The organism is Desulfosarcina sp. BuS5, from assembly GCF_028752835.1.
GTDB lineage: Bacteria > Desulfobacterota > Desulfobacteria > Desulfobacterales > BuS5 > BuS5.
Genome location: NZ_CP087952.1, coordinates 3,887,775 through 3,900,178, shown reverse-complemented (window position 1 = coordinate 3,900,178; position 12,404 = coordinate 3,887,775). Strand labels below are relative to the sequence as shown.

Annotated in this window: 18 protein-coding genes; 9 read left to right on the top strand and 9 right to left on the bottom strand. The window is 39.2% G+C overall.

Going from position 1 to position 12,404, the window contains the following annotated elements:
- The first annotated feature begins 197 nt into the window (after positions 1 to 197).
- Positions 198 to 1,781, top strand: coding sequence for a peptide chain release factor 3 (locus BuS5_RS18845; protein WP_027354018.1), 1,584 nt, complete (start codon positions 198 to 200; stop codon positions 1,779 to 1,781).
- Between the two features lie 92 nt (positions 1,782 to 1,873).
- Here the strand turns inward: BuS5_RS18845 and BuS5_RS18840 are convergent, their stop codons facing one another.
- Together BuS5_RS18840 and BuS5_RS18835 are read right to left on the bottom strand one after the other, a co-directional pair.
- Positions 1,874 to 2,161, bottom strand: coding sequence for a type II toxin-antitoxin system RelE/ParE family toxin (locus tag BuS5_RS18840; RefSeq protein ID WP_255342816.1), 288 nt, complete (start codon positions 2,159 to 2,161; stop codon positions 1,874 to 1,876).
- A gap of 5 nt (positions 2,162 to 2,166) precedes the next feature.
- Positions 2,167 to 2,448, bottom strand: a complete 282-nt coding sequence (locus BuS5_RS18835; RefSeq protein WP_027354017.1) for a type II toxin-antitoxin system Phd/YefM family antitoxin — start codon at positions 2,446 to 2,448, stop codon at positions 2,167 to 2,169.
- Positions 2,449 to 2,806: 358 nt separating this feature from the next.
- Between BuS5_RS18835 and trxA the strand changes: the two genes are divergently transcribed.
- The 4 genes from trxA to BuS5_RS18815 are packed head-to-tail and all read left to right on the top strand — an operon-like array spanning position 2,807 to position 5,200.
- Entirely contained in the window at positions 2,807 to 3,133 is a 327-nt protein-coding gene (trxA, locus tag BuS5_RS18830) for a thioredoxin (RefSeq protein ID WP_027354016.1), read from the top strand.
- A 9-nt stretch (positions 3,134 to 3,142) separates the two neighbouring features.
- Positions 3,143 to 4,069, top strand: a complete 927-nt coding sequence (gene trxB / locus BuS5_RS18825; protein ID WP_027354015.1) for a thioredoxin-disulfide reductase — start codon at positions 3,143 to 3,145, stop codon at positions 4,067 to 4,069.
- The gene (locus tag BuS5_RS18820; RefSeq protein ID WP_232223057.1) at positions 4,056 to 4,757 is read left to right on the top strand and encodes an outer membrane protein assembly factor BamD; all 702 of its coding nucleotides are present in this window, start codon (positions 4,056 to 4,058) and stop codon (positions 4,755 to 4,757) included. The genes trxB and BuS5_RS18820 overlap by 14 nt, the downstream gene beginning before the upstream one ends.
- Entirely contained in the window at positions 4,754 to 5,200 is a 447-nt protein-coding gene (locus tag BuS5_RS18815) for a 2-thiouracil desulfurase family protein (RefSeq protein ID WP_419761712.1), read from the top strand. Before BuS5_RS18820 ends, BuS5_RS18815 begins: the two co-directional genes overlap by 4 nt.
- Positions 5,201 to 5,590: 390 nt before the next feature.
- Here the strand turns inward: BuS5_RS18815 and BuS5_RS18810 are convergent, their stop codons facing one another.
- The 3 genes from BuS5_RS18810 to BuS5_RS18800 form a co-directional block, all read right to left on the bottom strand.
- Entirely contained in the window at positions 5,591 to 5,965 is a 375-nt protein-coding gene (locus BuS5_RS18810) for a hypothetical protein (RefSeq protein WP_274427884.1), read from the bottom strand.
- The gene (locus BuS5_RS18805; protein WP_274427883.1) at positions 5,956 to 6,090 is read right to left on the bottom strand and encodes a hypothetical protein; all 135 of its coding nucleotides are present in this window, start codon (positions 6,088 to 6,090) and stop codon (positions 5,956 to 5,958) included. The genes BuS5_RS18810 and BuS5_RS18805 overlap by 10 nt, the downstream gene beginning before the upstream one ends.
- A gap of 90 nt (positions 6,091 to 6,180) precedes the next feature.
- Positions 6,181 to 6,477 (bottom strand): transposase, encoded by a 297-nt coding sequence (locus tag BuS5_RS18800; RefSeq protein ID WP_274427882.1) that lies wholly within the window; start codon positions 6,475 to 6,477, stop codon positions 6,181 to 6,183.
- Positions 6,478 to 6,634: 157 nt separating this feature from the next.
- Between BuS5_RS18800 and BuS5_RS18795 the strand changes: the two genes are divergently transcribed.
- Together BuS5_RS18795 and BuS5_RS18790 are read left to right on the top strand one after the other, a co-directional pair.
- A complete protein-coding gene (locus BuS5_RS18795; RefSeq protein ID WP_274427881.1) occupies positions 6,635 to 6,970 on the top strand; it encodes a type II toxin-antitoxin system RelE/ParE family toxin in 336 nt (111 codons plus the stop codon).
- The gene (locus BuS5_RS18790) at positions 6,963 to 7,250 is read left to right on the top strand and encodes a helix-turn-helix domain-containing protein (protein WP_274427880.1); all 288 of its coding nucleotides are present in this window, start codon (positions 6,963 to 6,965) and stop codon (positions 7,248 to 7,250) included. Before BuS5_RS18795 ends, BuS5_RS18790 begins: the two co-directional genes overlap by 8 nt.
- Positions 7,251 to 7,567: 317 nt before the next feature.
- On the opposite strand, the gene BuS5_RS18785 is transcribed toward BuS5_RS18790, so the two are convergent.
- On the bottom strand, positions 7,568 to 7,942 hold the full coding sequence (locus BuS5_RS18785) for a hypothetical protein (protein WP_274427879.1): 375 nt from the start codon (positions 7,940 to 7,942) through the stop codon (positions 7,568 to 7,570).
- A 308-nt stretch (positions 7,943 to 8,250) separates the two neighbouring features.
- Here BuS5_RS18785 and BuS5_RS18780 point away from each other — a divergent pair, with 308 nt between their 5' ends.
- Entirely contained in the window at positions 8,251 to 9,636 is a 1,386-nt protein-coding gene (locus BuS5_RS18780; protein ID WP_274427665.1) for an IS1380 family transposase, read from the top strand.
- 247 nt (positions 9,637 to 9,883) lie between these two features.
- Here BuS5_RS18780 and BuS5_RS18775 read toward each other — a convergent pair whose 3' ends face one another.
- The gene (locus BuS5_RS18775) at positions 9,884 to 10,327 is read right to left on the bottom strand and encodes a transposase (protein WP_274428174.1); all 444 of its coding nucleotides are present in this window, start codon (positions 10,325 to 10,327) and stop codon (positions 9,884 to 9,886) included.
- Positions 10,328 to 10,716: 389 nt separating this feature from the next.
- Between BuS5_RS18775 and BuS5_RS18770 the strand changes: the two genes are divergently transcribed.
- Positions 10,717 to 10,935 carry a hypothetical protein gene (locus BuS5_RS18770; RefSeq protein WP_274427878.1) on the top strand — a complete coding sequence of 73 codons (219 nt, stop codon included), beginning with the start codon at positions 10,717 to 10,719 and terminating at the stop codon, positions 10,933 to 10,935.
- A 311-nt stretch (positions 10,936 to 11,246) separates the two neighbouring features.
- On the opposite strand, the gene BuS5_RS18765 is transcribed toward BuS5_RS18770, so the two are convergent.
- Positions 11,247 to 11,459, bottom strand: a complete 213-nt coding sequence (locus BuS5_RS18765) for a hypothetical protein (RefSeq protein WP_274427877.1) — start codon at positions 11,457 to 11,459, stop codon at positions 11,247 to 11,249.
- Between the two features lie 130 nt (positions 11,460 to 11,589).
- Complete coding sequence (locus BuS5_RS18760) at positions 11,590 to 12,384, bottom strand: transposase (protein WP_274427876.1); 795 nt, start codon at positions 12,382 to 12,384, stop codon at positions 11,590 to 11,592.
- Positions 12,385 to 12,404 lie beyond the last annotated feature (20 nt).

Sequence of the window (12,404 nt, the reverse complement as noted above, 5' to 3'; positions counted from 1 at the left end):
TTAAATCGGCTTCCATCTGTTATCTTATAGGTTTTTACGGTTAACTGTTAACGGTTACCTATTATTCAATCAAAAAAATGTCAAACATTCCTTTACGGTATTCAGCCTTCCTGCTTGACAATTTACGACGTTGACAATACTTGACCATATTCTTACTATACTTATAAAATATTAAGTAAAATTATTTAGGGTAAAAAATGAATCATAATACTAAAGAGATAAACAAACGCCGGACTTTCGGAATTATAAGCCATCCTGACGCAGGTAAAACCACATTGACCGAAAAACTGCTTCTTTATGGTGGAGCCATTCAGCAGGCAGGAGCCGTAAAGGCCCGCAAAGCAGAAAGATATGCGACAAGTGACTGGATGGCCATAGAAAAAGAGAGGGGCATATCTGTAACCACATCGGTTATGAAATTTAATTACAGAGATTTTGAGATAAATCTTCTTGATACCCCAGGTCATCAGGATTTTTCAGAGGATACCTACAGGGTCCTTACCGCAGTTGACAGCGCCCTTATGGTAATCGACAGCGCCAAAGGGGTTGAGCCCCAAACAGAAAAACTTATGGAAGTCTGCCGTATGCGCAACACTCCCATCATTACCTTTATAAACAAACTGGACCGAGACGGCATGTCGCCCATTGATATTCTTGACGATATTGAGGATAAGCTGCAGGTTGAGTGCACCCCCCTTTCCTGGCCAATAGGCATGGGAAAAAATTTTAATGGAGTTTACAATATCTATAACAAAGAACTCCATCTTTTCAAGGCCGGTCAAAACAAAAATATTAGTGACGGCATTATTATAAACGACCTTTCCGACTCAAAGCTTGATGATATTTTGGGAATACAGTCTGACGAGCTGAGGGAGGATATCGAATTGATCGAAGGCGCTACAGATCCTTTTGAGCTTGACCACTATCTTAACGGCACACAGACTCCTGTATTTTTCGGAAGCGCAGTCAATAATTTCGGAGTAAAAGAACTGCTGAATACATTTGTGGAGATGTCGCCACCTCCGGGCCCAAGAGCCGCAGTTACACGGGAAGTCTCTCCTTACGAGGAAGCGTTTTCCGGCTTTGCATTTAAAATTCAGGCCAATATGGATCCTGCCCACCGGGACAGAATTGCCTTTCTCAGAATCTGCTCGGGAAAATTTACCCGTGGCATGAAGGTTCTCCACCACCGGTTAGGAAAAATTGTTACCTTTGCCAATGCCACAATTTTCATGGCCAATGAGCGTGAAAACGTATCAGAAGCATATCCCGGCGATATCATAGGTATCCACAACCATGGCACCATCAAGATCGGCGACACCTTTTCGGAGAAAGAGCCCTTAAAATTCTGCGGAATCCCCAATTTTGCTCCTGAATTTTTCAGAAAAGTTATTCTGAAAAATCCTATGAAGGCCAAACATCTTCACAAAGGCCTAACCCAGCTTGCGGAAGAAGGTGTTATCCAGGTCTTCCGGCCGGTGGCAACAAACGACTATATACTTGGCGCTGTTGGAATACTCCAGTTTGACATCACAATGGCACGTCTCGAAACTGAATATGGCGTTGCTGCAGTTTACGAGCCGTCGCAATATAATGTGGCAAGATGGATCGAATGCGATGATCCCAAAAAAATGGACGACTTTGAAAAAAATAACAAAAACAATCTTGCAAGGGATGCCGAAGGGGCAAAGGCTTTCCTCACCACAAGTGAATGGCAGCTTGAGTACGGTATGGAACATTGGCCGGGAATAGAATTTTACAAGACCAGGGAAAATAATTGATAAAACCGCTAAGGAAACTGCCGGGGACATTTTTCTATTCCTTGTCGATTATTTTATCAACAACAGACATGGGATCCTCTTCCATCCCATTGTTATGCCATAATTTCATTTATTGGTAGTATTTGGCAGCCATGACGAATCGTAAGAATAGATATTTGTTCCTTTTCTATACGATAAAGGATGCGGTAATTGCCGTAAATCAGTTCTTTAAATTGGCTATCATTAATTTCAGGTACAATTCGGCCGATTTCAGGAGACGAGTTTAGTTGCGCAACTTTAGAAAATACTGTATCAATCCATTTTTCTGCCGCTGATGGTTTATCTTGGGCAATGTAATCGGCGATTTCTGATGCTCGATCGACAGCAAGAGGAGACCAGATTATTTTTATTTTAGAACTCGCTTGAGTACTTTCTCTTTTGCATCTTTATGGCTTATTCCTTCTCCTTTTCCCAGTTGGTTGAGAGAAGTTTGAATATCTGATAGAAGCTCGATTTTTTCTTGCATGGCTTCAAATTCATTTACAGCTAAAAGCACCGCTACGCCTTTACCGTGCTGTATAATTATCACCGGTCTTTTAGTATCGTGAACTTGCTTTATGAAATTTGTCATGCCATTCCTGACTTCTGAAAGGGATCTGATGTCTTGATTAATTTTTAGTTTTTGCATGTTGCACCTCATTAAGTATATATTTAGTACATTATATAGCACGTCTTATGGTACATACAAGCGTTATTTTTGGGCGAAAACAAGTAACTGCAGTGAAATTATTTATGTGGAAATCTATATACTATTGCCGTTTAACACTCACCAAATAAAGCCTGTACGACTCCCTCGGATTTCCCCTCTATATTAATTGTCTGAAACTCTACATATCCCGCATTGACTCCAAGTTAAAAATTAGTAAGGTGTCCCCGAAATTAACCGTGTCAATTTATAAAGTTGACAATATTTAACCATCCTATTATATTTTTTTTAAAAGTGCAGTAAAAATATGGGATAAATAAAAATTGAAAGGTGGAATATTATGGCAGAAGATGTTTTGGAAATTAATGACAGCAATTTTGAAGCGGAAGTGTTAAAAGCAGACGGCCCTGTTATGGTAGATTTTTGGGCTCCTTGGTGCGGTCCATGTAAAGCTATTGGTCCCATTATTGAAGAGCTGTCCGGTTCCCTGGGTAATAAGATAAAATTTACCAAGTGCAATGTGGATGATAATCCCGCGACTCCAAGTAAATATGCTATAAGATCCATACCGACTCTTATCTTTTTTAAAGACGGAGCTGTAGCGGATCAGGTTGTAGGGCTTGTTGGGAAATCAAAACTTGAAGAGATAATTAATAAAATTTCATAGGTGTTTTGTATGCGGAACGTAGATTACGATCTGGTTATCATTGGAGGAGGGCCGGCAGGTCTTACCGCGGGTCTATATGCAGCACGGGCACGGCTTAATGTTATTCTGCTGGAAAAATCAGTAACGGGCGGACAAATTATTATCACTGACTGGATTGAAAACTATCCCGGCTTTCCTGAAGGAATCAGCGGCATCGACCTTACCGGCAGAATGAGTGAGCAGGCTAAACGGTTCGGCCTTGAAATTGAAACAGAAGAGGTTCTTTCACTGGATTGCTCGAACAAGGTCAAGAAGATCGAATTGGGTGACAGAACAATCAGCGCCCATACCATTATTATAGCCACAGGCGCTTCCCCGAGAACATTGGGTGTTCCCGGCGAAGATGATTTTTACGGCAAGGGTGTCTCCTCTTGCGCAACATGTGACGGTCCTTTTTTCAGCGGTGCAGTTGTGGCGGCAGTCGGCGGCGGGGATACCGCCGTTCAGGAAAGTATCTTTTTAACAAAATTTGCAAAAAAAGTTTTTCTTATACATCGCAGGAATGAATTGCGCGCTTCCAAAATACTGCAGGAACGGGCTTTTGCAAATGATAAAATCGAGATTGTTTGGGACTCGGTATTAACAGGTATTAATGGTGGCAAAACCGGCGTTACCAATATTACGATAAAGAATGTTAAAACGGGAGATACCAGTGACCTTGCTGTAGACGGTTGTTTTATGTGGGTTGGCATCCAGCCTGATTCCGGTTTTCTTGGCGATGATATTAAGGTTGATGAGTATGGCTTTATTATCGTGAATGAGAGAATGGAAACCTCCGTACCGGGAGTTTTTGCCGCAGGTGACGGGCGCAGAACACCTCTGCGTCAAATTGCAACAGCAATAGGCGATGCGGCGATTGCCGCAGTTTCAGCGGAACATTATATTGGAAATTTATAAATTAATTCAGATAGTTATCCAGATGAAACAAATCATAATACTCTGCCTTCTTTCTCTATTCATATGTTCGGGCTGCGCACTGTTTTCTTCACCCAAAAAAGAAAAAAGCGCCCAGGAGCTTGCAGATCTCGGTATGAAGGAATTCAATAAAGGCAACTATAGTTATGCGGTTGAACACTTTGAAAAGCTGAAAGACTGGTATCCATTCAGCAAATTAGCTGTTCTTGCTGAAATTAAAATAGCTGATTCTCACTACAAATTAAAAGAATATGAAGAAGCTGTGCTGGCATATGAGCAGTTTGAAAGCCTTCATCCGCGTAATGAAAAAATTCCTTATGTCTTGTACCGGATCGCGCGCTGTTATTATGATCGGATTGATACAATAGACAGGGACCAGACACCTGCCAGGAATGCTTTACATGCTTTCAACAGATTGATAAAACAGTTTCCTGCAAACAGATATTCGAGGCAATCCGAAGCGTATATAAGAAAATGTTTGAGGAGCCTTGCCGAACACGAACTCTATGTGGGTCGTTTTTACTTTAAGACCAAGCAGTACAAGGCTGCGCTTTACCGTTTCAAAGCGGTGATTTCCAATTATCCTGATCTTGGTGTCAACTGGCAGGCTTTACAATATATTATTCTCTGTGAAGACATCCTTAAAGAGAAAAAGAATAAAACCCTATGATAGCCGTAAGCGCCTGCCTTCTTGGATGCAATTGCAGATATGACGGACAAAATAAAAGAAATAATTTTATTTTTGAGTTATCAAAAAAGGAATCGGTCTTACCTGTCTGCCCTGAAGTGTTGGGTGGATTATCAGTGCCCAGAAAGCCGTCCCGAATTACAGGCGGTGATGGCTTTGATGTTCTTGACGGCAATGCAGAAGTAATCAATATTCATGGCACAGATAATACAAAAGCTTTTATAGGCGGCGCATATGCTGCTTTAAAAATGTTTAAGGAAAACGGAATAGAGCGTTGCATATTAAAAGATAAAAGCCCGTCATGAGGATCCGGCAGCAGAGCGCAGGCGCACTCTAAAACAGCTTGTGACACGGAAGCCGGGAAAGTTACAGGTGTTACAGCCGCACTTTTAATTCGTGAAGGTATTAAAATAGATTATCTCTGATTTTAAAACTTTGCACTTACAATTTTAAACCTCTACGATAGATTTTCAGATAATTAACTGATTTTAAAATTTGGCACAATGCCAAAGGGAGGAAGGCGCATGAGCAGGTATGGGGACGTCTATGATATTATGCGTTTTTACCCTATCAACTCAAATCTGTTTTCTCTTTCAATTTTTTCACCTCTTATGGATGAACAACTTACCGCTGATTGGCATATATTCAGCTTTTTTCCAATTTCAATGGTTGTCATGCCGAGCTTTCGATGAGCCCAAAAACATAAAAGACTTCGCGCTTTAAAAGGGTGTTGCAAAGTAAAAAAACTTTGATAATAAAATCAATTAGTTAACCCAGAAAAACCCCATTTTTCCATTATGGCGTAACTATTTGTTTTAACTACCGATAATAGCAATCTTTGCAACACCCTTTTTAACTGTTGGCGGTGATTTCCCGAAAGCCGTTACCTGCTCAATCTCCATGCCCATCACTTCGGCAACCCGCTGTATTACCCGATTGAAATCATAACCTTTGGCTCTTAATTCATATTTCTGCTCAAATTCTTCTTCGGCGGCCTTTAAAACATTTTCAACAAAATCACTGTCACCTAAAATGCGTTCATCTCCCTTAACACGTATGCCTGCTTTGCGAAAATCTTTGAGAACCGACCAGCCGCCTATACTCCTTAATAATCCACCACCGGTAAGATCCTGCCGTTTACCTGCGCTTATACCTTTTTTAATAAACGCTCGATACCCTTTTATTGCCAATTTTTTTTGCCGGAAAACTGTTTATAAACATAATCGATATTCTGCCATTCCTCACTGGCTTTATTCATCAGAACACTGTGACCGCACCACTTATATTTATCCAGGCTTTTTTTCATATCTTCCACAAGACCCGCCCTCAACGGGTTTAAGTGGATATAACGCACCAATTCCTTTAGATATATATCTTCCTGGCATAAAATTGACTTGTACCTGTTTTAAAAAAGTTGACCGTGGCGACGGTATTTCTTATTGAACCATACCGCGTATCCGGTGAGCAAACGACTCATTAACACAGAAACCGGAATCAATCCGGTTTTTAATAATAAGTGGACGTGGTTTGGAATCAATACCCATGCAAAACACTCGGTTTGTGTTTCAGGAATCAAATTATTGAGCCGACTTAAAAAGTTTTTCCGATCATAATCTGATCTGAAAATTTTCTTACGTTCTATCCCCCTGACAATTATATGATGCAGTGCTCCAGGTGCATCTATTCTCGCTTTTCGTGCCATGTTTAAGATGTATCATATAATTATTTCTAAGTAAAGCATAATATCATAGATGTCCCTATACTTCCCCATGGGTAGCAAGCCCGTTCAAGTTAAAATGTTAACATAACGTCTCCAATTCTTTTCTTGACAATAAATAGCAAAATTGCTATAAATTATTATGGATACGGAATGGAAGGTAGAATTTCTTAATGACACTGCCGAGGCTGAGTTCGACCAACTTCCAACAGAAATTAAAGCGAAAATTATCCGAATTTCACAATTGATTGAACAAGTTGGACTTTTGTCTGTTAAAGAGCCTTATGTTCGGCACGTACATGACAAGATTTGGGAAATACGTGCCAAAGCTAAAGAAAAACTTGCCAGATTGCTCTATACTACTATAACAGGAAAACGTGTCGTTATTCTCAGAACTTTTGTCAAAAAGACACGCAAAACCCCAAAACGGGAAATAGAACTTGCTCTGCAAAGAATGAAGGAATTTGATCATGGGTAAAAGATTACAAGATAAGCATAAAAAATTGCTAAGTGATCCTGAATATAGAAAAGCCTATATGAAACTTGAAGATGAATTTACTGTTGCAAAGGCGCTTATCCAGGCCAGAACAAAGGCAAACCTGACTCAAAAACAGATCGCAGAACGTATGGGAACAACCCAATCTGTTGTTGCCAGGATAGAATCGGGTAAACCTTTACCCAGCCTCAAAAGTGTAATCAGATATGCTGCGGCTGTAAATAGCAGAATAGATCTAAAACTTGTACAAGCTAATAAATAAATCCCAGCATTTGCTTTTATCTTACATGGGGCAGGCATGGGGACGTCTATGATATTATGCGTTTTTACCCTATCAACTCAAATCTGTTTTCTCTTTCAATTTTTTCACCTCTTATGGATGAACGACTTACCGCTGATTGGCATATATTCAGCTTTTTTCCAATTTCAATGGTTGTCATGCCGAGCTTTCGATGAGCCCAAAAACATAAAAGACTTCGCGCTTTAAAAGGGTGTTGCAAAGTAAAAAAACTTTGATAATAAAATCAATTAGTTAACATAGAAAAATCCCATTTTTCCATTATGGCGTAACTATTTGTTTTAACTACCGATAATAGCAATCTTTGCAACACCCTTTTTAACTGTTGGCGGTGATTTCCCGAAAGCCGTTACCTGCTCAATCTCCATGCCCATCACTTCGGCAACCCGCTGTATTACCCGATTGAAATCATAACCTTTGGCTCTTAATTCATATTTCTGCTCAAATTCTTCTTCGGCGGCCTTTAAAACATTTTCAACAAAATCACTGTCACCTAAAATGCGTTCATCTCCCTTAACACGTATGCCTGCTTTGCGAAAATCTTTGAGAACTGACCAGCCACCTATACTCCTTAATAATCCACCACCGGTAAGATCCTGCCGTTTACCTGCGCTTATACCTTTTTCCACAAACGCTCGATACCCTTTTATTGTCAATCTTTTTTTGCCGGAAAACAGTTTATAACCTAAGTTGAGCGATTTCCAACATCAATGAGAGATAATTTTTCCATAAAAGTCTTAATTATCAAAAAGTTATCAATTTATTAAGTTCATTTTTTTATTCACCCAACGGGTGATGTAATTTTTTTCCCATATAGTGCAATTATTTTTAAATTACTTCCTGGCAACTCACTGAAAATTAAGCTAAATTTTATATTTTAGGCTTGCACTTTTTTTCTTTTGTGATATATTGTTGTATCAAATACTGGAGAATGAATTTAATTCATAATTGAAGAGAAATTAACATGAAAAAAGCCCGCAGTTCACAAAGAATAAACAAAATTGATACGACGACTGACACTATTACTGGCAGGGGAGGCTTGGTATTGTTTAGCCGCTATCTTGAGATGACTGGTATTTTGGACATTCTGAATACGAAATTTGGATTTATGCGTAAAAGCTCTAAAGGACTCTCCGTTTGGATTTTGTTCAAGCAAATTTTTTGTTTCTTTTTTGATGGAACATCTCGCCATTTGACATACTTTGATCAATTAAAAAATGACAAAGGTTATGCAGGTGCAATAGAAACAACAACTTCACAGATGGCATCATCTCACATGATTAAGCGATTTTTTCAAACTTTTGGTTGGTGGTTTGCCAATCACTTCCGCTGGGTGCTTCGTACGATGTTTATTTGGCGCTTAAACATCATAAAGCCCGATGAAATAGTACTATATATTGATTCGATGGTGATGGACAATGATGACGCCAAAAAACGACAAGGTGTTCAGCCCACCTACAAAAAAAAGAAAGGGTTTCATCCCCTACAGATCATCTGGAACGGCAAAATTGTTGATGCCATCTTCAGGGGCGGAAGCAAAAATGGCAACTTTGGCGATACCGTTGTCAACATGATAATTGGCCTGGTGAATCTTATTCGTAGCGACTACAGTAAAACTGTAACGATAATCCTGCGTTGCGATAGTGGCTTTTTTGACAAAAAAAATTTTGCAGCCTTTGATGAACTCAATATTGGATTTATTGCCAGTGGGAAAATGTATGCTGGGGTCAAACAACAGGCCAGCAATGCGGCAAATTCCGATTGGGACTCATATAATATCAAAGAGCAGACGTGGTCATTTTTAGAGTTCGGTTTTCGGTGCGACAAATGGAAACGTTTTTATCGGACATTTTACACTCGCTGTCTTTATGAAGGTAAACAAATACTGCTTGATTTTGCCCGCCCGGACAATGTCATTCTTACCAATATCGGTATTAATGATAAAGTGCTGAAAAATTGCACCGAAGAGAGACGGCAGTACTGGCTCATCCCCGAGGCGATTATCAACAGCTATCATCAGTGTGGCGCAGATGAACTTGCTCATCGAGGATTCAAAGATTTTGATTTCGAGCAATTACCCTTTAAAAAATTTGGTCCAAATTCCGCATTTTACTACTGCATGCTGATTTCTTTTTTCCTGTTTGAAACCTTCAAAGAAGACGTGACAGCAGAAGTAATACCTATAAGAAGTTATGCCACATCTGTACGCCGCAAGATAGTCGATATAGGAGCTAAAATTGTAAAAAAAAGTCATATGATCACTTTAAAGCTATCTCAATCTGTTATGCAAGCCATTAAGTTTGATAAACTATGGGCCAATTGCCAGAATCCATCTCCCATCCTGATTTAAAATTCATTTCTCCATTTCCAATATACAATAATAATTGAACAACCTATGGTGAGCTATACTCAAAATTTAGCATGAATGCCGCTAAATTCAAAAAAAAGTGCCTGATTGTTGCAATTTTCGAATTTTTTCAAGTCTTGCTGAAATAATACGCCATCCGTTTACCGAAAAAAATATTTTGGCTTAAAAACGATGCTCAAGTGGAATGTTTTACATTATAGAATACGATTCGATCTTAAAACCGCTCAATTTAGGTATAAACATAATCGATATTCTGCCATTCCTCACTGGTTTTATTCATCAGAACGCTGTGACCGCACCACTTATATTTATCCAGGCTTTTCATATCTTCCATAAGACCCGCCCTCAACGGGTTTAAGTGGATATAACGCACCAATTCCTTTAGATATATATCTTCCTGGCATAAAATCGACTTGTACCTGTTTTGAAAAAGTTGACCGTAGCGACGGTATTTCTTATTGAACCATACAGCGTATCCGGTGAGCAAACGACTCATTAACACAGAAACCGGAATCAATCCGGTTTTTAATAATAAGTGGACGTGGTTTGGAATCAATACCCATGCAAAACACCCGGTTTGTGTTTCAGGAATCAAATTATTGAGCCGATTTAAAAAGTTTTTCCGATCATAATCTGATCTGAAAATTTTCTTACGTTCTATCCCCCTGACAATTATATGATGCAGTGCTCCAGGTGCATCTATTCTCGCTTTTCGTGCCAGGTTTAAGATGTATCATATAATTATTTGAGTGCGGCTCTTTTAGAAACGAACAAGTCTATTCGTCATAAGGGCTTAAAAATCAGCTGGTTAAGTGGAAAAGACATTCGACGTCGATATTGACAAGTTTTTTTCTGATCAATTTTCATGTAATAATGGATAGTTATCCTTTAGGGGTTTGCATAGGAATAGTTATTTTTGATTTTTTTGAATTTCCATTTAGATAACCTGTTGATTTTATTAAAACTAAGATTGTCCTAAAAGAGCCGCACCCTAATTATTTCTAAGTAAAGCATAATATCATAGACGTCCCTATACTCCCCCCAGGCTATGATAAGGAAAGGATGGGATATACCCTGGCGTATCCAAATTTTGAGGTGAAAAATTCAATGATCGAATGCCTGGCCGAGGCATATTCTTTTGTGGAAAGAGAGTTGATTAATGGTTACGCATGGAAGTTGATTGATGCGCTGCGCGGGCATGATTTTGAAATATTTTTTAATACCTTGCGCGTCTTTTTTGCCAACATTCCATACGATCTTCAAATAAACAAAGAAAAATAGTAACCATTCACGGTTATAGATTCACAGTTAACGGTTGAAAAATACAGCGGGTTTCGGTGGATTCGCTTCGCTTAATCCACCCTACAAATTTACGTTGCTCTTGAACCGTAGGGTGGATTAAGGAGCGTAAGCGACGAATCCACTAAAGTAGCTGTCCCGCCTTACGTTGATGGCCTGAGATTCAATTTATAAACAGGAAATTATGCCGCTTGTAACCGTGAACGGTTACGAAAAATATTATCAGACAATTTTTTACCTGATATTTTCTCTTATTGGGGCAGGTATAGGGACGTCTATGATATTATGCGTTTTTACCCTATCAACTCAAATCTGTTTTCTCTTTCAATTTTTTCACCTCTTATGGATGAACGACTTACCGCTGATTGGCATATATTCAGCTTTTTTCCAATTTCAATGGTTGTCATGCCGAGCTTTCGATGAGCCCAAAAACATAAAAGACTTCGCGCTTTAACTGTTGGCGGTGATTTCCCGAAAGCCGTTACCTGCTCAATCTCCATGCCCATTACTTCGGCAACCCGCTGTATTACCCGATTGAAATCATAACCTTTGGCTCTTAATTCATATTTCCCCCCAAATTCTTCTTCGGCGGCCTTTAAAAGGGTGTTGCAAAGTAAAAAAACTTTTATAATAAAATCAATTAGTTAACCCAGAAAAACCCCATTTTTCCATTATGGCGTAACTATTTGTTTTAACTACCGATAATAACAATCTTTGCAACACCCTTTTTAAAACATTTTCAACAAAATCACTGTCACCTAAAATGCGTTCATCTCCCTTAACACGTATGCCTGCTTTGCGAAAATCTTTGAGAACCGACCAGCCGCCTATACTCCTTAATAATCCACCACCGGTAAGATCCTGCCGTTTACCTGCGCTTATACCTTTTTCCACAAACGCTCGATACCCTTTTATTGCCAATCTTTTTTTGCCGGAAAACAGTTTATAAACATAATCGATATTCTGCCATTCCTCACTGGCTTTATTCATCAGAACACTGTGACCGCACCACTTATATTTATCCAGGCTTTTCATATCTTCCACAAGACCCGCCCTCAACGGGTTTAAGTGGATATAACGCACCAATTCCTTTAGATATATATCTTCCTGGCATAAAATCGACTTGTACCTGTTTTGAAAAAGTTGACCGTGGCGACGGTATTTCTTATTGAACCATACCGCGTATCCGGTGAGCAAACGACTCATTAACACAGAAACCGGAATCAATCCGGTTTTTAATAATAAGTGGACGTGGTTTGGAATCAATACCCATGCAAAACACTCGGTTTGTGTTTCAGGAATCAAATTATTGAGCCGATTTAAAAAGTTTTTCCGATCATAATCTGATCTGAAAATTTTCTTACGTTCTATCCCCCTGACAATTATATGATGCAGTGCTCCAGGTGCATCTATTCTCGCTTTTCGTGCCATGTTTAAGATGTATCATATAA